The 26,146-nt window shown below is 64.0% G+C and carries 24 protein-coding genes; 8 read left to right on the forward strand and 16 right to left on the reverse strand.

Features of this window, described 5'->3' with window-relative positions; translation table 11 throughout:
• Positions 1 to 5: 5 nt before the first annotated feature.
• The 4 genes from A9K65_RS01385 to A9K65_RS01400 all read left to right on the forward strand — a co-directional run bounded on the left by A9K65_RS01385 (position 6) and on the right by A9K65_RS01400 (position 5,001).
• The gene (locus A9K65_RS01385; protein ID WP_064992935.1) at positions 6 to 1,259 is read left to right on the forward strand and encodes a sarcosine oxidase subunit beta; all 1,254 of its coding nucleotides are present in this window, start codon (positions 6 to 8) and stop codon (positions 1,257 to 1,259) included.
• Between the two features lie 70 nt (positions 1,260 to 1,329).
• Positions 1,330 to 1,596 (forward strand): sarcosine oxidase subunit delta, encoded by a 267-nt coding sequence (locus A9K65_RS01390; protein ID WP_013528149.1) that lies wholly within the window; start codon positions 1,330 to 1,332, stop codon positions 1,594 to 1,596.
• The gene (locus A9K65_RS01395; protein WP_064992934.1) at positions 1,593 to 4,469 is read left to right on the forward strand and encodes a sarcosine oxidase subunit alpha family protein; all 2,877 of its coding nucleotides are present in this window, start codon (positions 1,593 to 1,595) and stop codon (positions 4,467 to 4,469) included. Before A9K65_RS01390 ends, A9K65_RS01395 begins: the two co-directional genes overlap by 4 nt.
• A complete protein-coding gene (locus A9K65_RS01400) occupies positions 4,462 to 5,001 on the forward strand; it encodes a hypothetical protein (RefSeq protein WP_064992933.1) in 540 nt (179 codons plus the stop codon). The genes A9K65_RS01395 and A9K65_RS01400 overlap by 8 nt, the downstream gene beginning before the upstream one ends.
• A 14-nt stretch (positions 5,002 to 5,015) precedes the next feature.
• On the opposite strand, the gene A9K65_RS01405 is transcribed toward A9K65_RS01400, so the two are convergent.
• The 15 genes from A9K65_RS01405 to A9K65_RS01475 all read right to left on the reverse strand — a co-directional run bounded on the left by A9K65_RS01405 (position 5,016) and on the right by A9K65_RS01475 (position 21,371).
• Entirely contained in the window at positions 5,016 to 5,501 is a 486-nt protein-coding gene (locus A9K65_RS01405; protein WP_063169862.1) for a hypothetical protein, read from the reverse strand.
• 118 nt (positions 5,502 to 5,619) lie between these two features.
• The gene (msuE, locus tag A9K65_RS01410) at positions 5,620 to 6,180 is read right to left on the reverse strand and encodes an FMN reductase (protein ID WP_064992932.1); all 561 of its coding nucleotides are present in this window, start codon (positions 6,178 to 6,180) and stop codon (positions 5,620 to 5,622) included.
• A gap of 64 nt (positions 6,181 to 6,244) precedes the next feature.
• Positions 6,245 to 7,492: an SfnB family sulfur acquisition oxidoreductase gene (locus tag A9K65_RS01415; protein ID WP_064992931.1), complete on the reverse strand. Its 1,248-nt coding sequence runs from the start codon at positions 7,490 to 7,492 to the stop codon at positions 6,245 to 6,247.
• A 24-nt stretch (positions 7,493 to 7,516) separates the two neighbouring features.
• Positions 7,517 to 8,323, reverse strand: coding sequence for an ABC transporter ATP-binding protein (locus A9K65_RS01420; RefSeq protein WP_024501876.1), 807 nt, complete (start codon positions 8,321 to 8,323; stop codon positions 7,517 to 7,519).
• Positions 8,324 to 8,402: 79 nt separating this feature from the next.
• On the reverse strand, positions 8,403 to 9,740 hold the full coding sequence (locus A9K65_RS01425) for an ABC transporter substrate-binding protein (RefSeq protein ID WP_013528156.1): 1,338 nt from the start codon (positions 9,738 to 9,740) through the stop codon (positions 8,403 to 8,405).
• Between the two features lie 64 nt (positions 9,741 to 9,804).
• Positions 9,805 to 10,845 (reverse strand): branched-chain amino acid ABC transporter permease, encoded by a 1,041-nt coding sequence (locus A9K65_RS01430; RefSeq protein WP_064992930.1) that lies wholly within the window; start codon positions 10,843 to 10,845, stop codon positions 9,805 to 9,807.
• Positions 10,846 to 10,848: 3 nt separating this feature from the next.
• On the reverse strand, positions 10,849 to 11,748 hold the full coding sequence (locus A9K65_RS01435; RefSeq protein WP_032898718.1) for a branched-chain amino acid ABC transporter permease: 900 nt from the start codon (positions 11,746 to 11,748) through the stop codon (positions 10,849 to 10,851).
• Positions 11,745 to 12,680 carry an ABC transporter ATP-binding protein gene (locus A9K65_RS01440; protein WP_064992929.1) on the reverse strand — a complete coding sequence of 312 codons (936 nt, stop codon included), beginning with the start codon at positions 12,678 to 12,680 and terminating at the stop codon, positions 11,745 to 11,747. Before A9K65_RS01440 ends, A9K65_RS01435 begins: the two co-directional genes overlap by 4 nt.
• Positions 12,681 to 12,792: 112 nt before the next feature.
• Positions 12,793 to 13,893: a dimethylsulfone monooxygenase SfnG gene (gene sfnG, locus A9K65_RS01445; protein ID WP_064992928.1), complete on the reverse strand. Its 1,101-nt coding sequence runs from the start codon at positions 13,891 to 13,893 to the stop codon at positions 12,793 to 12,795.
• Positions 13,894 to 14,054: 161 nt separating this feature from the next.
• Complete coding sequence (locus tag A9K65_RS01450; RefSeq protein WP_064992927.1) at positions 14,055 to 15,515, reverse strand: FAD/NAD(P)-binding protein; 1,461 nt, start codon at positions 15,513 to 15,515, stop codon at positions 14,055 to 14,057.
• The gene (gene ssuD / locus A9K65_RS01455; RefSeq protein ID WP_064992926.1) at positions 15,512 to 16,684 is read right to left on the reverse strand and encodes an FMNH2-dependent alkanesulfonate monooxygenase; all 1,173 of its coding nucleotides are present in this window, start codon (positions 16,682 to 16,684) and stop codon (positions 15,512 to 15,514) included. The genes A9K65_RS01450 and ssuD overlap by 4 nt, the downstream gene beginning before the upstream one ends.
• 241 nt (positions 16,685 to 16,925) lie before the next feature.
• On the reverse strand, positions 16,926 to 17,864 hold the full coding sequence (locus A9K65_RS01460) for a sugar ABC transporter substrate-binding protein (protein WP_064992925.1): 939 nt from the start codon (positions 17,862 to 17,864) through the stop codon (positions 16,926 to 16,928).
• A 14-nt stretch (positions 17,865 to 17,878) separates the two neighbouring features.
• Positions 17,879 to 18,874 (reverse strand): ABC transporter permease, encoded by a 996-nt coding sequence (locus A9K65_RS01465; protein WP_063169855.1) that lies wholly within the window; start codon positions 18,872 to 18,874, stop codon positions 17,879 to 17,881.
• The gene (locus A9K65_RS01470) at positions 18,874 to 19,872 is read right to left on the reverse strand and encodes an ABC transporter permease (protein WP_244506882.1); all 999 of its coding nucleotides are present in this window, start codon (positions 19,870 to 19,872) and stop codon (positions 18,874 to 18,876) included. The genes A9K65_RS01465 and A9K65_RS01470 overlap by 1 nt, the downstream gene beginning before the upstream one ends.
• Complete coding sequence (locus A9K65_RS01475; RefSeq protein WP_064992924.1) at positions 19,869 to 21,371, reverse strand: sugar ABC transporter ATP-binding protein; 1,503 nt, start codon at positions 21,369 to 21,371, stop codon at positions 19,869 to 19,871. The genes A9K65_RS01470 and A9K65_RS01475 overlap by 4 nt, the downstream gene beginning before the upstream one ends.
• Before the next feature lie 324 nt (positions 21,372 to 21,695).
• Here A9K65_RS01475 and A9K65_RS01480 point away from each other — a divergent pair, with 324 nt between their 5' ends.
• The 4 genes from A9K65_RS01480 (at position 21,696) to A9K65_RS01495 (ending at position 25,226) form a co-directional block, all read left to right on the forward strand.
• Positions 21,696 to 22,370 (forward strand): GntR family transcriptional regulator, encoded by a 675-nt coding sequence (locus A9K65_RS01480; RefSeq protein ID WP_064992923.1) that lies wholly within the window; start codon positions 21,696 to 21,698, stop codon positions 22,368 to 22,370.
• Positions 22,371 to 22,389: 19 nt separating this feature from the next.
• Positions 22,390 to 22,719: an L-rhamnose mutarotase gene (locus tag A9K65_RS01485; protein WP_064992922.1), complete on the forward strand. Its 330-nt coding sequence runs from the start codon at positions 22,390 to 22,392 to the stop codon at positions 22,717 to 22,719.
• Between the two features lie 182 nt (positions 22,720 to 22,901).
• Positions 22,902 to 24,413 (forward strand): altronate dehydratase family protein, encoded by a 1,512-nt coding sequence (locus tag A9K65_RS01490; RefSeq protein ID WP_064992921.1) that lies wholly within the window; start codon positions 22,902 to 22,904, stop codon positions 24,411 to 24,413.
• A 66-nt stretch (positions 24,414 to 24,479) separates the two neighbouring features.
• Positions 24,480 to 25,226 (forward strand): SDR family NAD(P)-dependent oxidoreductase, encoded by a 747-nt coding sequence (locus A9K65_RS01495; RefSeq protein WP_064992920.1) that lies wholly within the window; start codon positions 24,480 to 24,482, stop codon positions 25,224 to 25,226.
• A 14-nt stretch (positions 25,227 to 25,240) separates the two neighbouring features.
• Here the strand turns inward: A9K65_RS01495 and A9K65_RS01500 are convergent, their stop codons facing one another.
• A complete protein-coding gene (locus A9K65_RS01500; RefSeq protein WP_064992919.1) occupies positions 25,241 to 26,146 on the reverse strand; it encodes a dihydrodipicolinate synthase family protein in 906 nt (301 codons plus the stop codon).

Here is a 26,146-nt window from a genome sequence, read left to right on the forward strand (position 1 = left end):
ACGTCATGACCACACACTATTCCGCCTTTTCGCTGTTCAAGGAGGGCCTGGCCGGCCAAACCGGCTGGCAACCGGCGTGGCGCTCGCCCGAGCCGAAACTGTCCTATGATGCGATCGTCATCGGTGGCGGCGGCCATGGGCTGGCAACGGCCTATTACCTGGCCAAGAACCACAACATCACCAGCGTAGCGGTGCTGGAAAAAGGCTGGATCGGCGGCGGCAACACCGGCCGCAACACCACCGTGGTGCGCTCCAACTACTATTATCCGGAGAGCGTCGAGCTCTACGGGCTGGCGCACCGGCTCTATGAGGGATTGTCGAAAGAGCTCAACTACAACGTCATGCTGTCGCAACGCGGCATGGTCAATCTCTGCCACTCGACCGGCGAGATGGAGATCGGCGCCCGCACCGTCAACGCCATGCAGATCAACGGCATCGATGCGGAGCTGTTTTCGCCTGACGATGTGCGCCGGGTGGCGCCGATCTACAATTTTTCACCGGACGCACGCTTCCCGGTGTTCGGCGGTATCTGGCAAGGCAGGGCCGGAACGGCACGCCATGATGCGGTCGCCTGGGGCTATGCGCGGGCCGCAAGCCGACTCGGCGTCGACATCATCCAGAACTGCGAGATCACCGATTTCATCATCCAGGGCGGCCGCTGCCGTGGCGTCCAGACCTCGCGTGGCGCGATCCGTGCCGAGCGTATCGGCATGGCGGTGGCCGGGCATTCTTCGGTGCTGGCGGCCAAGGCCGGCTTCCGCCTGCCGATCAATTCCTATGCGCTGCAGGCCTGCGTTTCCGAGCCGGTCAAGCCAATCCTCGACACGGTGGTGCTGTCGCCCGGCTGCGGCGTCTATGTCAGCCAGTCGGACAAGGGCGAGATCGTCATCGGCGGCGGGCTCGACCGCATCCCCTCCTACGCGCAGCGCGGCAATCTGCCTACGCTGGAGGGGGTGATTGCCGGCCTGCTGGAGATGTTCCCGATCTTCGGCCAGCTCAAGCTGATGCGGCAATGGGCTGGGATCGTCGATGTCGTGCCGGATTCCTCGCCGATCATCGGCCCCTCGCCGCTGCCCGGCCTGTTCCTCAATTGCGGCTGGGGCACGGGCGGCTTCAAGGCCATTCCCGCAGGCGGCACGCTGCTGGCGAACCTGCTGGCGACTGACGAACACAACCACATCAGCCGTCCGTTCGACCTTGATCGCTTCGCCAGCGGGCGCCTGATCGACGAAGCGGCCGGCTCCGGCATCGCGCACTGATACATGTCGCCCAAAAGTGCGCAGCGGTTTTGGGAGAACGACATGCATAAAGACGAAGATTGAGGATTTTATGCAGCTTTTCCCTTGCCCATTCTGCGGCCCGCGCGACGAAACCGAATTCCACTATGGCGGCGATGCCGGCAATGCGCGGCCGGATGGCGCCGATGTGCCGATCGATCGCTGGGCTGATTACCTCTATCTGCGCACCAACCCGAAAGGCACGGCGCGCGAAATCTGGGTTCACATGAACTGCGGCGAGTTCTTCGTCATGGAGCGCGACACCGTCACCCACAAGGTGCTGTCCTCGGCCGCACTCGGCGGGGAGCACGTCGCGTGACCGCCTCGCGCCTTGCCACCGGCGGCAGCGCCATCGACCGCTCGCGCCTGATCCGCTTCAGCTTCGACGGCACCACCGTGCAAGGCTTTGCCGGCGACACCATCGCCTCGGCGCTGCTGGCGGGTGACGTCGCGGTCGTCGGCCGCAGCTTCAAATATCACCGGCCGCGCGGCATATGGGGCGCCGGCGTCGAGGAGCCAAATGCGCTGGTCGATATCGGCGGCTCGCGGGCGACGCCCAACACGCGCGCCACGACCGAGCCGGCGCGCGACGGACTGGTGGCGAAAAGCGTCAACGCCACGCCCAGCGCACTGGCCGACCGCAACGCCTTCCTGGACCGTTTTGCGCGCTTCATCCCGGCCGCGTTCTACTACAAGACCTTCATGTGGCCGGACTGGCACAGGTTCGAGCCGCGCATCCGCGCCATGGCGGGGCTGGGCACAGTCGATGCCGACTGGACCTCGCCCGGCATGGCCGACCAGATCAACCATCATTGCGACGTGCTGGTGGTGGGCGCGGGGCCGGCAGGGCTGGCGGCGGCAAGACTGGCGTCCGGTGCTGGCCTGACCGTCACACTGGTCGACGACCAGCAGAGCCCCGGCGGATCGCTCGGCCATCGTGCCGCGGAGATCGACGGCAAGCCGGCGGCCGTATGGGTCAAGGAGACGATTGCCGGGCTTGCCGCTGGCGGTCACCTCATCCTGCCTTCGACCACCGCCTTCGGCATTTACGACCACAATCTGGTCGGGCTGAACCAGCGTCATCTCGACGGCCGGCCGGATACGCTGTGGCGCGTCAGGCCGCGCCAGATCGTGCTGGCGACCGGCGCCATAGAGCGACCGCTGCCCTTCGCCAACAATGACCTGCCGGGCATCATGTCGGCGGATGCGGCGCTCGCCTATCTCCGGCGCCACGCTGTGCTGGTCGGCCGCCGCATCATCGTCGCAGCCAACAATGACAGCGCCTATGAGGTGGCGGGGGCGCTTGCCGAGGTCGGCGCCGAAGTCAGGCTTGTCGATATCCGGCGTGACGGCACGCCTGCGGCGGCGGCCAATGTCCGGCTGATCAAGGGGCGTTCTCTCGCATCCGCCAGCGGCAAGCTGCGCGTCGACGGGGTGACGCTCGACGACGGCACGAGGTTCGATGCCGATTGCGTTGTGGTCTCGGGCGGCTGGACGCCGACCATTCATCTCTTCGGCCAGGCCAAGGGCAAGCTCGCCTGGAGCGATGCGCGCGCGGCCTTCCTGCCGGGCGAACCGGTCGGCGGTATCGCCGTGGTCGGCGCCGCAGCCGGCGCGGTCTCCTTGTCGGAGGTGTTTGCCGGCGTGGAAAAGGCATTCGCCGGCAAGGAAAACGCGGCAACACCACGCAGCACCGGGCCGGAGGCGACGGACGGCATTCTCCCGGCCTGGCCGATGCCGGGCTCGAAAGGCCGCATCTGGATCGACTATCAGAACGACGTGACGGTGAAGGACGTCGAGCTGGCCGCACGCGAAAACTTCGTCTCGGTCGAACATCTGAAGCGCTACACCACGCTCGGCATGGCGACCGACCAGGGCAAGACCTCCAACCTGCCCGGGCTGGCGCTGATGGCAGGGATTACCGGCCGCACGGTGCCGGAGGTCGGCACCACCACCTACCGGCCGCCGTTCACGCCGGTGCCGCTGGCAAGCTTTGCCGGCGCGCGCGTCGGTGAATTGATGGCGCCGGTACGGCGGCTGCCGCTCGAAAACGTCCATCGCGCCAGCGGCGCTGTCTTCCAGGAATATGGCGGCTGGCTGCGGCCTGCTCATTATGGCGGCAACGCGGACGCGGAACGTTCGATCGCGGACGAGGCGCGACGTGCGCGCCAGTCGGTCGCGCTGTTCGATGGTTCGACGCTCGGCAAGATCGAGGTGATCGGGCCGCAGGCGGCGGCGTTCGTCGATTTCCTCTACTACAACACCATGTCAACATTGAAACCGGGCCGCTGCCGCTATGGCTTCATGCTGTCTGAGAACGGCGTGGTCTTCGACGACGGCGTGCTGGTGCGGCTGGACGAGCATCGCTTCATCGTGTCGTGCTCGTCCTCGCATGTCGCCGCCGTCCATGCGCGGCTGGAGGAATGGCGCCAGGACCGTTTTGGCCGCAGCGCCGTTTACATCCACAACGCCACACCGGACATGGCGACACTGACCGTTTCGGGGCCAAATGCCCGCAAGCTGCTGGAAAAGCTGCATCTTGGCCTCTCGCTCGACGATGCCGACCTGCCGCATATGGCGATCGGTCATGGCACTTATGCCGGCGACGAAGTCCGCATCGCCCGCGTCAGTTTCACCGGCGACAGGAGCTACGAGATTTCGATCCGGGCCGACCACGCCGAGCCGCTATGGGCGCATCTGCGCGAGGCCGGCCAGGCGCTCGACGCCATCGTCATCGGCCTGGAGGCGCTGATGATCCTGCGTGCCGAAAAGGGTTTTATCGTCATCGGCAAGGACACCGACGGCACCACATTGCCGCATGATCTCGGCGTCCACGGTCCGCGGGCCAAACGCAAGACCGAGTTCGTCGGCCGCCGCTCATTGTTCACCGAGGAGGCGTCGCGTGACAATCGCATGCAGCTTGTCGGGCTGGCAGTGCCGCAAGGCGAAGCACCGCTGCCGACCGGCGCGCATGGCATCAAACGGATCGACGGCAGATTGCGCAGCCAGGGCTTTGTCACCTCGAGCTACCAGAGCCCGACGCTTGGCCGCCCGGTTGCGCTTGGGCTGATAGAGCGCGGCGCGACGCGGCACGGCGAGACGATCGACATCCAGCATCTCGGCAAGATCAGCAAGGCGACAATTACCGCCCCTTGCGCCTTCGACCCGGCAGGAGACCGGCTGCATGCGTGATCTCGCGGAAAAATGGTCCGTTGCACCGGACTGGCAGGGCGCGGTCATCGCCACGCCGGGCCTTGCGATACGAGCAGTCCTCGACCTCTCCCAGTTGCTGGTCAGCGGCGATCTCGACGCATGGGCGCGAGTATCTGGCGTGGACCGCACTGGTGTCGGAGCCTTTGGCACCGCACAAGGTGACCGCTATGCGGCACGACTGGCGCGCGACCGGCTGCTGGTCGTCTCGAACAGCCCGCTTGCCATCGCCTCGGGCTGGCACACAGACGGGTTCGCGGTGACGGCGATCAGCGCCGGGTTGCAAATGTTCGAGGCCGAGGGCACGGCGCTCGACGCTTTCATCGCGCGTGGAACGACGCTCGATCCCAGCCAAGCGAGCGCCAGTGCAGCGCTGTCCTTCGCCGACATCAGCGCCGTCGTCTATCGCCATGACGCCAAGCTGCGCATCCATGTCGATCGCGGTCTTGCCGTCTATCTCTGGACATGGATGGAAATTGCCGCCGGCAACATCGCCGCAGGATCAGCGAAGTAGCCGGTTACGGCTGGTCAGAGTGTGAACGACCAGAACAGGCAGGCCAGCGTCGCAGCGGCAAAGACGACGAAGAACAGGCTGCGCAGCAGCACGTTGCGGCGCAGCTCGTTCATGACAAAGTGACAACCGACGATCGCCGCGGCAAACAGGAACCGCCAGTTCAGCAATGTCCACACGGCGCTGCCCTGCCCGAACGCCCATCTGGCGACCATACAGCCGACGATGGTCGCAAACAGTGCGATCACGGTCCAGAAAAGGGCATCGGCGGCATGGGTCAGGACGATACCGGCCGCCCTTATCGGCAGGATCATCATCAGCATCGCGCTGAAGAAATAGACGGCGGCAATCGGGATGAACACGCCGGCGTCGGCAATGCCGTCAAGGCGCCTGACGCCGATCGCGCCATAGGGATAGCCGTGCCTGGCGACAGCCAGGCTCAACGCCATGAGCAAGGCGGTCAGCACGGCGACCAATGCGAAGGATGTGAGGGCTTTGCTCATGACGTTCCTGTCCCAGACGAATCAGACAGGAACGGTTTTAGCGGTCGGTCGTAAATTGCGCGTAAGCGGGGGCGCTGCCCTCACGGATTTCGTTCAGTTCAATCTGGCTGACGACAGGCTATTCAGCGGCGATCCGGCCTGCCGAACGATTGGCCAGCACAAAGCCGACCTCGTCGACCGCCTGCGCCGCACGCTTAAGGATCGCCTCGGAGCGCAGTACGCCGTCGGTGAAATCCTTGTCGGTGGCGTAGACGGCGGTGGGCAGCGCAAAGGCCTCGAAGAAGCCGAACAGCGGCCGCAGCTGATGCTCGACGATCAAGGCATGGCGCTCGCCACCGCCGGTCGCCGTCAGCACGATGGGCTTTCCCCGCAATGCCGCCGGATCGATCAGGTCGAAGAAATGCTTGAAAAGGCCGGTATAGCTGCCCTTGTAGGTCGGCGAGCCCACGACAAGCACGTCGGCGGCGAGGATTTGTTCCAGGATCGCGTGCGCCTGGCCGTCGAGATCGCGGGCCCATTTCGCCGTTCCCAGCGTCGGGCCGAGGTCCTCGATATCATAGGTGCTCGCCGACAGGCCGTGGCTGGCGGCAATGTCCCTGGTGACCAGATCGACGAAGGCGCGCGTCTTTGACGGCCTGGTGATGTTGCCGGAAAAGCCGACGACTGTTGGGTTTGACATGGCAGTGGGCCTCTTGAATGGTCGAAGGTTTGACGTGGCAGGCCGCCAGCCCGCCGGTGGAAAATCAGCTCCAGGCGTGCAGCGGCGGGTTTTCGCCGTTGAGGAAATATTTGCCGAGGATCGAGTATTTCCAGCGCACCGGATCGTGCAGCGTGTGCGTGCGAGCGTTGCGCCAATGCCGGTCGAGATTGTGCTCGGCCAGGGTTGAGCGGGTCCCTGCCAGTTCGAACAGCTTGTTGGTGGCGGCGATGGCGATCTCTGTCGACAAGATCTTGGCTTCAGCAGTGACGATCTGGGCGTGCGCCACCGTCTCGGCTGTCGGCTCGGCCACTGCCCGGTCGATTGCATGACCGGCCTTTTCGAGCAGCGCCTGCGCCGCGTGCAGGCGCAGCGTCAGGTCGCCGATGGCCTGAATAGTGTAGGGATCGTCCCAGGCGTTGTCGACGCCGCTGTCGATCCAGGCGCGGCTTTTGGTCCTGACGAAATCGACCGTCTCGTCGATCGCCGCCTGGGCGATGCCGGTGTCCACGGCCACCTGGATGATCTGGAAGATGGCGCCGTCGGCGGTCGGTTTGTCGTAGCCCTTGTAGCCGGGTACCAGATGCGTCTTCGGCACCTTGACGTTGTCGATGATGACGGTGCCGGACAGGGTCGTGCGCTGGCCGAAGCTCGACCAGTCGTCGATGACGGTCAGGCCGGGTGCGCCGCGGTCGGCGATCGCATACCAGGCGCGGCCCTCGTCATCGAGCGCCACGATCGGCACCAGATGGGCGAGCAGCGCGCCGGACGAATAGAATTTCCGGCCGCTGACAACCACATGATCGCCGGCATCGGTGAAGCGGGTCTCGAAATCGGCGGCGCGCTTGGAACCGAACTCGGAAAAGGCGTTGCCGAACCGGGTGCCCTTCAGCGCTTCGGCGAACAGCAGCTTCTGCTGATCGGCGTCGGACACGGTGCGGACGGCGGCTACAACACCGAGATGATTCTGCGCAACCTGGCCAATCGAGGAATCCGCCGCCGAGATGATCTCGATCACCTTCGCCAGCGTCGCATAGGACACCTCCGGCCCACCGAATGCCTTGGGTACATTGATCGACCACAGGCCGCTTTGCGAAAAGGCATCGAGTTCGGCGACCGGCCAGATCCGTTCACGGTCGCGCCGGGAGGAGTCCTTGACGAATTCGGCGGCGAGCGCATGGGCAACCGCAATCGCCTCGGCGTCGTCCTTGATGATGTGCGCCGGGGCGGTCGGCCTTGCGACTGGCGGCACGGCGGCGGAAGCCTTGTCGGTCTTGACGGTCGAAACGGTCATTTCACTGCTCCTTGGGATTTCGATTCAGGCAACGGCGTGGAGATGGGCGGGCTTGGTGGCGGGTGACGCCTGTTGCCCGGGGTTCGATTGACCGAGATAGAAGGCCCTGATGTCCTCGCGCTGGCGAAGCTCGGGGGCCGCGCCGGCGAGAACGGAAACGCCGTTCTCCAGCACCGTGGCATGGTCGGCATATCGCAGCGCCACTGCGGAGTTCTGCTCGGCGACCAGGATGGATAGGCCAGTCTCGCGGTTGAGTTTTTTCAAGCTCTGGAAGATGTCCTGGACGATGATTGGCGCGAGCCCCATCGACGGTTCGTCCAGGACGAGCAGCCGCGGCCGCGACATCAGCGCCCTGCCGATGGCGGTCATCTGCTGTTCGCCGCCGGAGGTCAGGCCGGACAATGTCCGGCGTTTTTCCCGAAGCCTCGGGAAATAGCCGTAGATCCGTTCGAGATCCCCGTTGATCTCGGCGCGGCTGCCGCTGCGGCCGATGCCGCCGGCGATCAGATTCTCCTCGACGGTGAGGCTTTTGAAGCAGTGGCGGCCTTCCAGCACCTGAACCAGCCCGGCGCGCACCAGATCACCCGGTTTGCGGCGCGAGACATCCGAGCCGTCATAGCGGATGGTGCCGGCATTGACCTGGCCGCGTTCGGCCGGCAGCAGGTTGGAGACGGCCTTCAGCGTCGTGGTCTTGCCAGCGCCATTGGCACCGAGCAATGCCAGTATCTGGCCGCGCCTGAGCTCGAAACTGACGCCATGCAGCGCCGTGATGGCGTGGTTGTAGGTGGCATGGACCGTGTCCACAGCAAGAATGACGTCATCGTTCGGCATAGGCTGTTCTTTCGCGGTTCGAAAACCGAACAGGTCGGGCGCCACGGAAACTTGGTCCGCGACGCCCGGCACTGACTGATCAGTTGGTGGTCACAGCATTGGCATCGTCGGCGGTGCGCAGCTTGATGCCCTTCTCGGCGGCGTAGGCCTCGGCGGACTTCTCGATGATTGGCCGCAGCAGCGCCCAGTCCGGCGCGATCCAGTCGGAGACGACGTTCCACTTCTTGCCGTCCCACTGCTGGAAGGTCACGTAGCCTTCGCCTTCATGGTTGTCCCAGCTGACATTGATCGAGTGGAACAGGTCCTTGGCGCCGAGCGCCTCGACCTTGGCCGGATCAAGCTTGAGATGCTCGAAGCCCCAGCGGACCTCGTCGCCGGTCAGCGTGCGGTGGCCGAACTTCTCCTGCGCGATCCGGATCGCCTCGACATTGAGGATGCCGTTGACGATGCCGAGATTGTGGTAGACCGAGCCGATGCGCGCCTTGTCTTCAAGGTTACCCTTGCCGGCGCCGTAGACCGTCTTCACGATCTCCTGAACCACCGGGTAGGAGTTGCCGGAAGCCTGCGTGGTGATGGCGGTGTAACCCTTGGCGGCGTCACCGGCAGGGATGACATCCTCTTCAGAATTCGACCAGACATTGCCGACGATGTGATCGACGGGATAGCCGACCTTGACCGCCGTCTTCAGCGCCACCGGGTTCATCACACCCCAGCCGCGCAGGACGACGAAATCCGGCTTGGCGCGGCGGATGGTCAGCCACTGCGACTGCTGCTCGTTGCCGGGATGCGGCACCTCGATCTGCTGCACGGTGAAGCCGTATTTCTGCGCCAACAGCTCATAGATCGGGATGGTCTCCTTGCCGTAGGGCGAGCCGTGATAGAGCACGACGATCTTCTTGCCCTTCAGCTTGTCGATGCCGCCTTCCTTGGAGGCGATGTAGTTCACGATGCCTGATGTCTCGCTGTAGGGATTGAGCAGCAGCGGGAAGACGTAGGGGAAGACACGCCCGTCGGTGGAATCGGTGCGGCCGTGGTTGACGGTGATCAGCGGCACCTTGTCGGCGGTGATGCGGTCGATCATGGCATAGGCGATGCCGACCGAGAGCGGGTTCCAGGCGGCGGCGCCGGCATGGCTCTTCTGCCGCTCATAGCATTCGACGCCGCGCTCGACCTCGTACTGGGTCTCGCATTCGTCCCAGGTCAGCTTGACGCCGTTGACGCCGCCGTCACGGATGTTGATGAGGTTGAGATAGTCGATGAAGCCGCCGAAGAAGCCGGTGCCGCCGGCCGCGTAAGGCCCGACGCGATAGCTCTGCAGCGGAAAATATTGTTCGTCGGCGTGCGCGGCGGGCAAGGCCACCGACACGATCATCGCCGCGGACAACGCCGCCGCCTTGATTGTGCTGAGGAAAGTCATGGTCGAGGTACTCCCGGTATGGGCCGTCTTGTTCGGCCCCTTGTTCATTTTCGGATGCATCAGCTCAAGTCGACTGCCAGGCGAACAGGAGCCGTCTTCGGACCCTGTCCCACAGCGCCACCAGCCCGTCGGGTTCAAGGATCAGAAACAGGATGATGAGCGCTCCCAGAACGATGCGCTGGCTCATGTCGAGCACGCCCGAATCGAAGAGATCGCCGAGCAGGAAGCCGCCGAGGCGCGACAGAGCGAGCGGGAAAACCACGATGAGGGCGGCGCCGAAAAACGCGCCGCGGATCGAAGCCAGCCCGCCGATGATGATGATGAACAGGATTTGGAACGACCGGTCGAGATCGAAGCCGTCCGGCTCGACGGTCCTCAGGTAGGCGAAGGCCCAGATGACGCCGGCAACGCCGATGATGAAGGACGAGATGGCGAAGGCCAGCAGCTTGGTCTTCAGCACCGGGATGCCGATGATGCGGGCGGCGGTTTCATTGTCGCGGATGGCGATGAAGTTGCGCCCGGTCTGCGACGAGACCAGCCGATGGGCGAGGAAGGTCAGGACGGTGACGATGGTCAGTGCAAAGAGATAGCGACCGATGGCGCCGTCGAGCGCGAAACCTGAGATCGACAGTCTCGGCGCGTCGATGACGCCTGACGCCGAGTTGTTGGAGAACCAGCTGAACTTGGTCAGCGCCCATTGCACGAAGAACTGCGCGGCAAGCGTCGATACTGCGAGATAAAAACCCCTCAGCCGCAGGCTGGGCAGGCCGAAAACGATGCCGATCGCGGCGGCGACGATGCCGGCCAGGAAGATGCTGCCGATCAGCGGCAGGCCCTCGACGCGCAGGTTGAAATTATAGGCGGCGAAGGCGCCCGCCGCCATGAAGGCGGCACTGCCCAGCGAGACCTGGCCGGCATAGCCGGTGAGAATGTTCAAGCCCACGCCTGCGAGGCTGAGCGCCAGGAACGGCAGCAGGATGGCCTCGAACAGATAACTTGAGCCGATCAGCGGCACGACACCATAGGCGAAGGCGAGCAGCAGGACCGGTACGACCCATTTCGGCAGCACCGGCGCGGCGACGAAATCGCTTGTTATCGCGGTCATCGTTCAGATCCTCTCAACGAGCTTCTGGCCGAACAGGCCGGAAGGGCGGATCAGCAGGAAGACGAGCGCGACGACATAGGCAAACCAGCTCTCGATGCCGCCGCCGAAATAATCGCCGATATAGACCTCGGCGAGCTTCTCACTGGCGCCGATCAGAAGCCCGCCGACGATGGCGCCGAGGATGGAATCGAAGCCGCCGAGCACCAGCACCGGCAGCGCCTTGAGCACCACCAGCGACAGCGAGAACTGCACGCCAAGGCGTGCGCCCCAGAGCAGTCCCGCCACCAGGGCGACAAGGCCGGCGGCAGCCCACACGGTGGCCCAGATCAAGGGCAGCCTGAGGCCGACCGCGAGGGCCGCGAACTGGTCGTCGGCAACGGCGCGGAAGGAGAGGCCGATGCGGGTGTAGCGGAAGAACAGCGACAGCAGGAGGACCATGCCGGCGGCAACCACCGCGGCAAAAATGTCGAACTGGCTGATCAGCACGCCGCCGATTTCCAGCGGCACGTCCTCGATGCCGAGATCGAGGCCATGGACCTGCGTGCCCCAGATCAGCTGGGCGGCGCCCTCGATGATGTAGGACAGGCCGAGCGTCGCCATGAACAGTGTGATCGGCGGCTTGTTGGTCAGTGGCCGCAGCACCGTGCGCTCGATGGCGACACCCATCGCCACCATGATGGCGAAGGTGACCGCCAGCGCCAGCGCGAACGGAATACCGCGCTCGACGAGGCTGACGAAGGTGAGTGCCGCAAACAGCAGCATCGCGCCTTGCGCGAAATTGAGCACGCCCGAGGTCTTGTAGATGAGCACGAAGCCGATCGCGACAAGCGAATACATGACGCCTGAGAGCAGGCCGCCGACGAGCACTTCGATGAAGAATTGGTAGTCGAAATCGGCGATCATATGCCTGCCCCGTCCTCATTGTCCGAGGCGACGCCGAGATAGGCATCGATGACGCGTTGGTCGTTCCTGACTTCATCGGGCGTGGCGTCGGCGATCTTGCGGCCGTAGTCGAGAACGGCGATGCGATCGGACAGACCCATGACGACGCCGACATCGTGCTCGATCAACACCACGGTGGTGGCGAAACGATCGCGCGCGGCACGGACGAAAGACGCCATCTCGCTCTTTTCGCTCGCTGTCATGCCGGCCATCGGCTCGTCGAGCAAAAGCAGGCGCGGCTCGGCCACCAGCGCGCGGGCCAGTTCGACACGCTTCTGCAGCCCGTAAGGCAAGGTGCCGACAAGACGGTCGCGAATGGCGGTGAGATGGAGGAATTCGAGGATCTGTTCGGCACGGCTGCGTGAATCGCGCTGCTCGCCACGCGAGCGGCCGATGCCGAGCACCTGGCCGGCAAAGTTGGAGCGAACCTTGTAGGCAAGGCCAGAGGCGACATTGTCGAGGACGCTTAGGCCCTTGAACAGTGCAAGGTTCTGGAAGGTTCTGGCGACGCCGAGATGGGCCAGCCGCTGCGTCGGGACCTGGGCATAGGAGGTACCGTCGAGCTGGACATGGCCGCGATCCGGCCGGTAGACGCCGCTGATGACGTTGATCAGCGAACTCTTGCCGGCGCCATTCGGGCCGATGATGGCACGGATCTCGCCTTGGCGGACCGATAGGTCGACGTCCGCGAGTGCGACGACGCCGCCGAACGACAGGCTGATGCCCTGAAGCGAAAGCAATGCTGAGGCATCGCCGGCAACGGCCCCTGCCGGCTTGGCGACATTTTCGAACGACTGCTCCGGCCGTGGGCCTGACGGCAGGCCGCGCGCAAAGACCTCCGGTGCATAGGCGGAAGCCTCCATCACTCCGAGCGTATAACTGGGCAACGGCATTCCAATCGTCCTCGATTAGGCGCGCAAAATCCTGTTGCCGCCCGACGGATCAGCGCGCCGGGCAAGCTTCATGTGTGCAGGCCGGCGCGTGTCCGGCGTGCCTATGGGGTGACTATTCCGCCGCCAGCGACGCCGCCGCCTCGGCGTCTTCCAGTTCGCGAACGAGCGGGATGACATGCTTGCCGAAATACTCGACCTCTTCCTGGAAGTGCAGGAAACCGAGCAGGATGAGATCCGCACCCGCGCGCTTCAGGTCGACGACGCGTTGAGCGACCTGCCTGGGGGTGCCGATCAGGTTCGAGCGGAAGCCGTCATTGTACTGGACCAGATCGTCGAAGGATGATTTCGCCCAATTGCCCTCACCTTCCGGCGAGGCCTTGCCGGCATTCTTGACCTCATGGCCAAAAGCATTGACCGCGTCGGGATTGGCCTCGGCGATGATTTCGGCGAGCACCGCCCTGGCCTCGTCCTCGGTCTCGCGAACGACCGCGAAGGCGTTGACGCCAACTTTGACGGAATGGTTATTGGCCTTCGCCTTGACTCTGATATCATCGACCTGCTTGGCGATCTCGGTCGGCGTGTTGCCGTTGGTGAAGTACCAGTCCGAAACGCGCGATGCCATGTCGCGCGCGGCGCGCGACGAGCCGCCCTGGAAGATTTCGGGTACTTGCGGCGGTTTCGGCTTCAGCGAATACTCATTGAAGCGGTAGAAATCGCCACGGAAGGTGAAGCTGTCTTCAGTCCATATTCCGCGCAGCGCACGGATGAATTCCTCCGAGCGGCGGTAGCGCTCGTCATGGTCGAGCCAATGCTCGCCGATGGCATGGAACTCGCCGCGGAACCAGCCGGAGACAAGGTTGATCGCGACGCGGCCGTTGGTCAGGTAGCTGATGGTGGCGATCTGCTTGGCCGCCAGCGCCGGGTTCCATGGTCCTGGCAGGATCGCCGCGATGACCTTGAGCGTCGTGGTCGCCGCCAGCAGATCATGGCTGAACGCCACCGATTCATGCTGTTCGTCGGCGCCGTAGCCGGCGGTGAAACGTATCTGGCTGAGCGCGTAGTCGAAGCCGGCCTTCTCGGCGATCTGCGCCAGCTTGCGATTGTACTCGGCCGAATGGTTGGTGCGCTGCTCGATGTTGGAAATCACCAGGCCGCCCGAAACATTCGGCACCCAGTAGGCGAATTTGATCGGATCGGCTTCTGCATGTGCCATGAACTGTCTCCCATTCAGGCCGTGTCGTTGATCGCTCCGGTCGCGCCGGCTCCGATATTTATTATGTTTATAGAATATATATACAAAGAAGGATTTTCCGTTTTTGGGGCGCTCTTGGGACGGAAATACCAATTTTCGCTGCCGAACCCGGCCCGCAGGTGTCAGCCCACGTGTGGACGGTGCGTGGCATTGGGGCCGATGGCCTGCGCTGACGGCAGCGTTACCAGCAGCTTGGCAATTTCAACCGCGACCGCCTGGGCATGGCGGGCGACTTCCGGCAGACCCATGAGCTCGCCGAAAGTCCCTCGTGCCAGCGGGCCGGCGACCAGGAGTGTCGCGACCGCCGCGCCGTCCCGGCCGATCGCGCGGCTGTCGAGACCTGTCTCGATGCCAAGCCCATATTGGTCCGTCCTGATCAAGCCGGCTTCCGCCAGCGAGCTTAGCGCCGGGTTCAGCTGCAGCGCCTGCCCATGGGCCGGACCGGTGGTGTTGATGACGGCAGCGAAGCGCATCGTCTCGATCCGGGTCTGCCCGCGCCGTTGAAAGCTGACAGCCAGGCTGCCGTCCTCGTCGTTCGACGCGACAAGCCTGGCGGCAATGGTGTCGACTGTACCGGCGGCATGACGCCGGTCGAGCACGGCGGCGACCTGCGGCGCGATCCTGAAGCGATGCACGTCCCAGAACACGCGCAGCTGGCGCACCAGCCTTGCCCGCTCCGGCGGCGCAAGTGCGGCCCACAGCATCGGCCCCTGGAGGCGCAGCTGATCGAAGACCGACTGCCAGTTGACATTGGCGGCGCGCGCGGCCGCCAGCATCGCGCGAATGGTCTTGAGCAGGCCGAGCGCCGTCGTGGCCGGCGCGGATGCAAAGTCGCCAAAAGGCTCGCCCCTGATATCCGGGTGGCCGCGCGAGCGCAGGCCGCGGCGCGACAGCGCGAGGATACGGCCGCGATGGCCACGGCGGTCGAGTTCGGCGACCATGTCGGCCGAGGTCAACCCGGAGCCGACGATCAGCACCGACGCCTCCGGCCCGACCCCTGAAAGCGCGGCGGAAGCGTACGGATCGGCGACGAAATCTGGCGCTTCCGTCAGCGAGGCCAGCGCGTTGGGAATTCCGGGCCGCGGATGCGTCGCTGCCAGGACGAGGATATCGGCGACGACCGGTCCGGCAGAGGTGTGCACGGTCCAGCCCGCGCCACTGGCATCGCGTGTCACGCGTGTGGCGGAACCTTCGACATGATGGACAAGGCCGGAACCGAGATACGGCGCCAGATGCTCGGCGACGTAGCGGCCGAACACGCGACGGCGCGGAAAAGCGTCGCCGTTCTTCCAGATGGCATCCGGGTCGTGTTCGAGTTCTCCGCTGCCAGCCAACCAGCGTGCAAAATGCTGCGGATCATCGGGAGCCATGCTCATCCTGACTGCGGGGACATTGACCCGGTGCGACGGTTCCTCGCTGGAATAGGCCAGGCCGCCGCCGAGCGCTGGTCGCGGCTCGATGACGGAAATCGACAGGCACTCCGATTGAGGTGCCCGCGCCAGATGCCAGGCCACCGCCGCGCCGGAAAAGCCGCCGCCAAGGATGGCGACGCGCAACCGGCGGGCCGGAGGGAGCGCGTTCACGAGGCGCTGGCGAGCGATTTCGGCCGGTGGTCGCCGGCGATGGTCTCGCCGAACGGACCGGTGTTGACGGACGAGCCGGCGGCTTTGACCGGATGGTCGGTCGGCAGTTTCGGCAGCACCAGTTCGCCGAAGCGATAGGCTTCTTCCAGATGCGGATAGCCGGACAGGATGAAGGTATCGACGCCGAGGCGCCGGTACTCGTCGATACGCTCGGCGATCGTGTCGGGGTCGCCGACAAGGGCAGTACCGGCACCGCCGCGCACCAGGCCGACGCCTGCCCACAAATTGGGCGCGATCTCGAGCTTGGCACGATCGCCGCCATGCAATGCGCTCATCCGCGCCTGCCCGACCGAATCCATGCGCGCAAAGACTTTTTGGGCCGAGGCGATCGTCGTGTCGTCGAGGCGGCTGATCAGCCTGTCGGCAGCGGCCCAGGCCTCCTCGGTGGTTTCGCGGGCGATGACATGCAGCCTAATGCCGAAAGAGAGCTTGCGGCCGGCCTTCTGCGCCAGTTCACGCACCCTGTCCAGCTTGCGGTCGACATCGGCAGGCGGCTCGCCCCAGGTCAAATATTTGTCGATCTCCTGCGCCGCCACCGTCGACCCGGCATCGGACGAACCGCCGAAATACAGCGGCGGGTAAGGCGTCTGCACCGGCGGAAACAGCAGCCTTCCGTCCTCGATGTGGAAATGCTTGCCGTCATGCTCGACCGTCTCGCCGCTCAGCACCCGCTTGTATATGCGCAGGAACTCCTGCGTCACCTCATAGCGTTCGGCATGCGACAGGAAAATGCCGTCGCCCTTGTTCTCCAGCGGATCGCCGCCGGTGACGACGTTGATCAGCAGGCGGCCATTTGAGATGCGGTCCAGCGTCGCAGTCATGCGCGCGGCCAGCGTCGGCGACTGCAAACCGGGCCGCACGGCGACAAGGAAACGCAAGCGTTCGGTCATCGGCACAAGAGCCGATGCGATCACCCAGGAATCCTCGCACGAGCGGCCGGTCGGCAACAGCACGCCATAGTAGCCGAGCGTGTCGGCCGCCTTCGCCACTTGCGTCAGATAGGGCAGATCGACCGATCTGCCGCCCTCGGCCGTGCCGAGATAGCGGCTGTCGCCATGCGTCGGCAGAAACCAGAGCACCTTGATACGGTCTGGAATGTGCTTGCTCATGGCCTGTCTCCCGTCGCCTGACGGAGGCGGCCGGAGATGCCTGCTTTGGTTGACGGCGAGCGCAAAAAGGTAGGCATGGCGTGGTCCTGTCCGGGTGGAAACCAGATCGCCAGTGCAGATTGCTTATTCCACAAACTCTGTAGAGTTAGTTTATTCCAATTCCGTTGCCGCTATTAGAATTTCTCTCCCCAAGAAATCGGCGGCGAGGCCGACCCGAGTGCAGCGGGCCGGCCTTCCTGCATCAGAACGCTGGTTCGACCGCGTTGACGTTGTCCTTGGTGACAACTGTCAGCGGGATCGGCAGCCGGTCCTTGACCTCCTTGCCCTCGATGATCTCGGCCATCGTGTTGATCGCCAGGCGGCCATCCTCGACGGGCGACTGGACGATGGTCGAGTACATCTCATTGGTGCGGATCGATTCGAACGCATCCTTCTGGCCATTGATGCCGACGATCGGCGGTGCGGCCTTGGAGGGGTTCGCCTCTTTCCATGCGTCGATGAAGCCGCGGGCCATCGTGTCGTCATTGGCGTAGACACCGCTGATCTGGTCGCCGAAGCGTGTGATCAGATCGCGGCTCACCACCAGCGCCTTTTGCTGGTCGAAGTCGGCGTTGACCGTGTCGAGCACGTTGATCTCGGCATTGGTTTCCTTGAGACGGTCGGTAAATCCGCTGACGCGGCCGATCGTGGTGCCGTTGCCGGCCTGGCCGGCGATGATGACGACGGAGCCCTTGCCGCCCAGCGCCTTGCTCAGCGAGTCCGCCGCCAGCTTGCCTTCCTCATAGACATCAGGCCCGGTGAACGACTTGATGAACGGCTTGGCATCGTCGCTCATCGGCGAATTGATGAGGATCGCCGGAATGTTCGCCTGCTGCGCGCGCGCCAGCCCCGGTATGTATGCCTGCGGGTCGAGCGGCCACAGGATGATGCCATCGACCTTGCGCGCAACGCAGGTGTTGAGCTGCTCGGTGCCTTTCTGGACATCAAAATCCTGGCTGAGGCTCAGGATCTCGATGCCGAGTTCCGCAGCGCGCGCCTGAAGCGCCTTGTTGGCCGGCGTCGCGTAGGCATGCGAATCCGCTGCCGTCACGTAGCAGACCGTCTTGGCGCTGGCCCAGCCCGTCGATGCCAGCACAGCCGCCATGGCGGCGACGTGAAGCATGCTTTTCTTGTCAATCATGTGTTTCCTCCCAATCATGTGGTTCCTCCTTGAGTGATTGGATTGTCGCGAACGAGCGCCGGGCGCGTGCCCGGAGCCCTCCCCTTGGTGGTAACGGCCCGATCGAGCACGACGAGCAGGATCAGGATAAGCCCGGACACGACCTGCTGGACGTATGCGGGAACGGACTGGAACTCCATCGCGATGGTCAGCGAGCCGATCGTCAGCACGCCGCCGAGCGTGCCGAGCGCGGATCCCTTGCCGCCTTCGAGACGAGTCCCGCCGACAACGACCGCGGCAATGACGGCGACCGTCAGTTCCGAGCCGAAGACAGGCGAGCCGGTGTTGGTGACGAGGCTCTGGAGAACCCCCGCCAGGCCGGCAAGCGTGCCGGCAAAGACAAAGCCGAGAAAGACGATACGGTCCGAGGCGATACCGCTTTCCTTGGCAGCCGCCGGGTTGGACCCCACCGCAAAGACGTTGCGCCCAGGTATGGTGCGCGTCAGCCAGAAATGCAGCAGCACGATCAGGGCGATGAACAGCACGCTGCGGAGGGTGAAGACATCGAGATAGATCTTGGCCAGCGCCAGGGAGAGCATGATGTCGGTTCCGGTCACCGGCTGGCTGTTGGTGATCCAGTGCGCGAGTGAGCGGAAGATCAGCATCGTCGCGAGCGTCAGCACGAGCGAATTCACCTTCAGGCCGACGACCAGCATGCCGTTGATGGCGCCTGCCAGGGTACCGACCAGGATGCCGGCGATCGCGGCGGGCAGGATGCCGATCTCTCGCTGCAGGATGACCGATACGATGCCGGCCAGGGCAAACACGGCGCCACCGGAGAGGTCGATCTGGCCCGATATCAAAAGCACCGTCAGGCCGACCGCGATCAGGCCGATCGTCGCCGCCCGGTCGAGACCGAGGCCGAGCGTCGATGCCGAGAGGTAGCCGGGGACCAACAGCGCGGAAATGACGAGCGTCAGGCCGAGAATGATGACGACGCGATGCTGCGAGACAAGCGAAAGAAAACGCATCACGCCACGCCCCGCTTGCGCAGCGCCGCATCCATGCCGACGGCACCGACGATCAGGATGCCGAGCACGAAACCCTGGATTGGCGTGCGCACACCGTCGAGCACCATGACGTTGGTCAGCAGTTGCACGAAGATGAGGCCGGCAATGGCCCGCGGCACCGATCCGAAGCCGCCGACGATCGACACGCCGCCGACCACCACCGCCGTGATGGCGCTGAATTCGTAGCCGCCGCCGATGAGCGGCCGCGCGCTCTGCAGCGTCAGCCCGAGCAGGCCGCCGCTGATGCCGGAAGCCAGTGCGGTGATCACGAAGGCGCCAGCCTTCACGGCCCGCACCGGAACCGCACTAGCCTCGGCGGCGCTGTAATTGCCGCCGGTGGCGAGCGTCCATCTGCCCCAGAAGGAGCGGGACAGGACGAAATGGCCGACAAGGGCGATGACCAGGAAGATCAACACCACGACCGGAATGCCGAACAGCCGGCCCTTGGCGAATTCGGCTGAGGCGGGATTGCTGCCATAGACGATGACCCCGCCGACAGCTGCCTGGACGATGCCCAGTCCGATCGTGCCAACGCCGAGCGTGGCAATGATGGGATTGATGCCGACATATCCGACCAGGCCCCCGTTGAGCAGGCCTATGAGGCCCGCGAGACCCACCGCCAGCAGGAACGCCGGCAGCGGCCCGATCATCGGCTGCAGCCCGAGCGACAGGATGGCGCCGCAGGCGATGGTGGCCGGTACCGACAGGTCGGCCAGGCCGCCGACCACGAGCACGAAGGTCATGCCGACGACGACGATGCCAACGATAGACATCGAAGTCAGGACGTTGAGCAAATTGCCTGACGTGAAGAAGGCGGGGCTGACGAGGGAGCCGTAGAGCATCACGGCGACGATGGCGAAGGCGAGCCCCGCCTTCGACAGGACATCGACAAGCCTGCTGCCACGCGTAAAGCGGTCGTTGCGGTTCACGCCACCGATCTCCATGGCCGCTTCGCTCAAGCCATCTCCTCCCCGGTGGCCAGCGCCATGATGCGCTCCTCGCTCAATTCGCTGCGCAAGAGAGGCTCGGAGGCATAGCCATCGCGCATCACCACCACGCGGTCGCAGACTCCGAGGATTTCGGGCAGTTCCGACGAGATCATCACGACCGCCATGCCGCCGGCGACGAGTTGGCCGATGATGTGGTGGATCTCGGCCTTGGCGCCGACGTCGACGCCCCGCGTCGGCTCGTCGAGGATCAAGGCCGAAGGTTTGGCGGCAAGCCATTTGGCGATGACCGCCTTCTGCTGGTTGCCGCCCGACAGAAGGCTGATGCGCCGTTCGCCGTCGGGCGGTGAAATCGAAAACTGCTTGACCGAATCCCGGGCAAGCGCGCGATCGGCGCTGCGGCTGATGCGCCCGAAACGGGTCAGGCGGCGCAGGATGGGCAGGCTGATGTTTTCCCGGACCGACATTCCAGGCACGACGCCATCGCCCTTGCGATCTTCCGGAACATAGGCAATGCCTGCCCTGACCGCCTGGGATGGCGAGTTGATCGAGACCTCGCGTCCGTTGACGCTGACCGTGCCCTCGACAAGCCGCGACAGGCCGAAGATTGCGCGGGCAACCTCGGTGCGGCCAGCGCCCACCAAGCCGGTCAAGCCCAGTATCTCGCCGGCGCGCACTTCGAAGCTGACATCGCGGAAGCGCTGTCCGTCGCTGATATGCTCCACGCGCAACACGGACTTGCCTATCGCGGCCGGACTTTTCGGGAAGACATTGCTAACTTCGCGACCGACCATCAGCCTGATCATATCGGCAGCCTTTATGCCCTTGATCGGACGCGTCTCGATCATTGAGCCATCGCGCAGCACCGTCACCTCATCGGCGATTTCGAGCACCTCCTTCAGCCGATGGCTGATGTAGACGATGGCGATGCCGTCATCGCGCATCTTGCGCAGGATCCGGAACAGCGCCGCCGTCTCATGCTCGCTGAGGCTGGATGTCGGCTCGTCCAGCACGATGATCCTCGGCTGCGCCGCATAGGCCTTGGCGATCTCGACGAGCTGCTGCTGGCTGATAGAAAGGTTGCCGAGCCGTTCACGCGGATTGATGGCCGCTCCGAGCTCGTCGAGGACGGCAGCCGCCGCCCTGACCATCTCGCGCTTGCGCAGAAAGGTCCATTTGCCGGGCATGCGGCCGAGATAGACGTTCTCGGCGACGGTCAGGTCGGGGACCAGATTGATTTCCTGGTGCACCATGCGGATGCCGAGCGCCTGGGCGTCGGCGGGCCGGCGCATGCGCACCTCGGCGCCACCGACTTTGATCGTGCCGCTGGTGGGCGCGTAGGATCCGTTGAGGATCTTCATGAGCGTCGATTTGCCGGCGCCGTTCTCACCCACGACCGCATGAACGGTGCCGAATTTCACGGCAAAATTGACGTTGGACAGAGCCTTCACGCCTGGAAAGTTCTTGCTGATGCCTCGCATATCCAAGGCGCAATCGGCGGCGACGGTCATATCTGGCTAGGTTCCTCCTGGCGGCCGGCCGGTGCGCTACATCGGCCTTCGATATGTTAGTATAATAGCGCTGCAAACGCAGTTCGGGCTTCTTCGAACAAGCTTGAATGGCCTGCGCTGTTGAAGATCCAGGCCTCAGTCCCGGACTGAATTTTCCATCGTTCATCCTCACTATTGCACTAATATAACAGTTCTGGCAAGCTGGATTCCGGCGGGTCGTCATGACGTCGTGCGTCACCGACCCCCACGCTTGTATTGGATGCGTTCCAATTGACATTCTAGTATTATCTGGCCATTTCTGGTGAACGAAGACACGGATTTGCAATGGACCTGGATCCTTCGACGCTCAATCGGGCTCTTCCGCTCCGCGATCAGATCTACCACAAGATCCGCAACCTGATCGTCGTCGGGCAGTTGAAGCCGGGAGAGGTCATCAACGAGGTCGCCATCGCGGAGGCCCTGGGGGTGTCTCGCACCCCCGTTCGCGAAGCGGTCAAGCGCATCAGCGACGAGGGCCTGGTCAAGATCCTGGCGCAGACCGGCACCTATGTTGCTCCGATCAGCCGGGCCGACCTGGAAGAAGCCTATGTCATCCGGCGGGCACTGGAGATGGAAAGCGCCCGACGCGCGGCCGCCAAGTTCACGACGGCAGCCAGCGAATTGCTGGAAGACAACATGGCGGCGCACCGGCTTGCCATATCTCGCGGCAGATATGCCACCGCGATACAACTCGACGATGTCTTCCACCGCACCATAGCCGAGATCTGCGGCCTGCCGATGATCTGGAGAGCCGTCGACATCTCGAAGGCCCAGATGGACCGCGGGCGCTATCTCGCTATCCCAAGACCGGGTTATGGCGAACAGACGATCGAGCAGCACGAGGCCATTTTCGACGCGCTGAAGCGCCACGACGCCGAGGGTGCGGCACGGGCCATGGAACATCATCTCGAGACGTCGTTCCGCAACACGCTCGAAGTCGCCGCCGACCTTCTCGGCTGAAGCCCCGCGAGCAACCAGCATGCAAAGAATGGGATTTTGTATCGGCCTGAAAGCCGAGGCGATCGCGGACTATAAGCGCGTCCACGCCGCCGTCTGGCCCGAAGTGCTCGACGTCATCAGCCGCGCCAACATCCGCAACTATTCGATCTTCCTGCGCGAACCGGAGAACCTTCTGTTCGCCTGCTGGGAGTATCACGGCAGCGACTTCGCCAGGGATGCAGCGCGGATGAGCGAGTCGCCGGCCATGCGCAAATGGTGGGAACTGTGCGGCCCCATGCAGACGCCGCTGCCGACACGCGCCGACGGCGAATGGTGGGCGGCCATGGAAGTGGTCTTCCATCTCGATTGACCAGAACGTTATCGGGCAGTCGCTTCCCGGATATGCCCCAACCACGTGGCGACCGGTCCGTCTTTCATGACGACCTCATCCAGTCTCCGGCCTTGACCTCTGACATTCTATTATATTAGTATTCCAAATCATTTCTTGTCTCTCGACCTCCTGTCGCGGAGAACTTTTTCAGAGTTTGGGTCATGGCGCGGTTCATCAAGCTTTCGGGGGCCGACAACATTCTTCTGGCGGTCGATCCGTTGAAGATCGGCGAAAAAGCCGGTGACGTGGCTGCCAGGGCACGCATACCGCGCGGGCACAAAATGGCCTTGCGCGACATCGGCTCGGACCAGCCGATCGTGAAATACGGCCAGACCATCGGTTTTGCGCGGGAACCAATCGTCGCCGGCGACTGGGTTCACGAGCACAATGTGTATCTGCGAAATTTCGAACGCGACTACGTCTTCGGCACGAATACCAGGCAAACCGAGATCGTTGCCGAGGCCGAGCGCGCTACTTTCATGGGTTACCGCCGGCCGAGCGGCAAGGTGGGCACGCGCAACTTCATTGCCGTCCTGACCTCGGTGAACTGCTCTGCCAGCGTCGCCCGGTTCATCACCGACGAGGTCAACCGGTCTGGCATCCTGCGCGACTATCCCAATGTCGACGGTATCATCGCACTCGTCCACGGCACTGGCTGCGGCATCGACACCAAGGGTCCCGCTTACGACCTGTTGAAAAGGACGCAATGGGGCTTTGCCACGAACCCCAATATCGGCGGCGTGCTGATGGTCGGACTCGGCTGCGAAGCGTTCCAGATCCCACGCTGGATGCAGTCGTACAACATCAAGGAGAGCACGATTTTCCGCACGATGACCATCCAGGAAACCGGCGGTACGCGAAAGACGGTCGAGGCTGGCGTGAAGGCGATCGTCGACATGCTGCCTACGGTGAACGCCGCCGAAAGGACGCCGCAACCAGCCTCCGAACTGGTGCTTGCGCTGCAATGCGGCGGATCGGACGGTTACTCCGGCATCAGCGCCAATCCGGCACTAGGTGCTGCGGTGGACCTGCTTGTCGGGCAAGGCGGTACGGCGGTGCTCTCGGAGACGCCCGAGATCTATGGCGCCGAACATCTCCTCGCCTTGCGCGCCGAGAGCCGCGCGGTGGGCGAAAAGCTGATCGAACGCATCCGCTGGTGGGAGGATTATACCGCCAGGCACGACATGGAGATGAACAACAACCCTTCGCCCGGCAACAAGCTGGGTGGGTTGACGACCATCCTGGAGAAATCGCTCGGCGCTTCCGCCAAGGGCGGCACCACCAATCTGCGGGCGGTGCTGGAATATGCCGAGCCGATCAACGAGCGCGGCCTCGTCTTCATGGATACGCCCGGCTACGACCCGGTCTCGGCCACCGGGCAGGTCGCCGGCGGCGCCAACATATTGTGCTTCACCACCGGCCGCGGTTCGGCCTTTGGCTGCAAGCCGACGCCCTCGATCAAGCTTGCCTCCAACACCTTCATCTTCGAGCAGATGCGCGAGGACATGGATATCAATTGCGGAGACATACTGGACGGCGTCTCGCTGGCCGAGAAGGGCGAGGAGATCTTTGCCGAGATCCTGCGCGTCGCTTCCGGCGGGCGCACCAGGTCGGAAGCGCTCGGCTATGGCGACAACGAGTTCGTGCCATGGAGCCTTGGCGCGACCATGTAGCGATCGCCGGCCTGCACAGGCCGGCGGGCACCCACGAAAAATCTCAAACGGAAAGAACCACTCGACATGAACAGCATTGATCTTGACGGCCAGCACGCTGTCGTCACCGGCGGCGCCCAGGGCCTCGGCTTCGCGATGGCCAGGCGTTTCGTCGCTTCCGGCGCGACGGTCAGCTTGTGGGATCTCGATGAGGCCCGCCTCGAAACCGCCAAGAAGGAACTCGGCAACGCTGCCACGACAGAGATCGTGGACGTCGCAGATTGGACGTCGGTGGACGCGGCGCGCGCCAGGACCGAAGATCGCGCCGGCAAGATTTCCATTCTGGTCAATTCCGCCGGAATTGCCGGCCCTGCCGCCCCGCTCGACGTCTACGACATCGAGACGTGGAAGAAGGTCATCGACGTCAACGTAAACGGTACGTTCTACGTCAATCGCGCCGTGGTTCCCGGAATGAAGGAGCGCAATTACGGACGGATCGTCAACATCGCTTCGGTCGCCGGCAAGGAGGGCAACCCCAACGCCTCCGCCTATTCAGCCTCGAAGGCGGCGGTCATCGGCTTGACCAAGTCGCTCGGCAAGGAACTGGCGCAGTACGACATCGCCGTGAACTGCATCTCGCCGGCCACGGCACAGACGCGCATCCTCGAACAGCTGACGCCGGAGCACATCGAATATATGCGCTCGCGCATTCCACGCGGCCGCCTGCTGGAGGTCGACGAAGCCGCGGCGATGGTCGCCTGGCTCGTCTCCAAGGAGAACAGTTTCACGACCGCCTCCACGTTCGACCTGTCGGGTGGGCGGACGACCTATTGAAGGGCAGTTGCCGTTCAGCCAGGCAACCGACCGAGGCCAGCCGCAAAGCGCGCCACCATCGCCACGCCGGTCTCGTTGGGCCGCATCGCCGGAGCCCGGTCGTGTATCGGGATGCCTGCGCGGGCGCCGAACAGCCGCTTGCCGTAGCAGATCAGGTTCTCGATGCCCTGCATGACGAAGACCGCTGCCGGCAGCATTCTTGCGTACTCGGCCTCGGCCGTCGCTTCGTCACCGATCCGAAACGCATTGTAGGCGCGCACGGCGAGGTCGATGCCATCAGGCGCCAGGATCATGCCGCGGCAACCGATGCGGAAATTGTCGATCAGTTCCAGGCCGCCGCGTCCGTTGAAAACGGGTATCCGGCTTTCGGTGCGTTCGATCAATCCGGCAATGTCGGTGACCGGGCCTTCGCCCTTGATCAGCCTTATGTTGGGATGAAGCGTGACAAGTTCGCGGATCTCGTCCGATGACAGGCCGCGCCCGAAAAACGCCGGCGCGTTCTGGATCGCCACCGGCAGGTCGGTTGCCTCGGCGACGTGGCCGAAGAACCTGGTGTATTCCAGCGCACCATAGGATCCGACCGGCGGCGGCTGCAGGATCACCCAATCCGCTCCCACGCTTTCAGCATGGCGAAGCTGTGCCACCTGCTCAGCCACCGAAGCGCCGAAGATGGTGAAGGCAAGCGGCACTTTTCCAGCCGTATCTTCCGCCGTCCAGTCCATGATCGTCCGGCGCTCGGCCTCGGTCAGCTTGGCGACTTCCGTCGCCAGGCCGAGCGCCGCCATGCCGTGCACGCCCGTCGCCAGGCAGATCTCGACCTGCCGACGCATCGCCGCGCGGTCCAGTTGTTCGTTCGCGTCAAAGAGCGCGTAGAGAATGGCGTGAATGCCGTGGAAATCGTCAGGCCGGAAATTAGGCAT

It is taken from the genome of Mesorhizobium sp. WSM1497, assembly GCF_001672455.2.
GTDB lineage: Bacteria > Pseudomonadota > Alphaproteobacteria > Rhizobiales > Rhizobiaceae > Mesorhizobium > Mesorhizobium ciceri.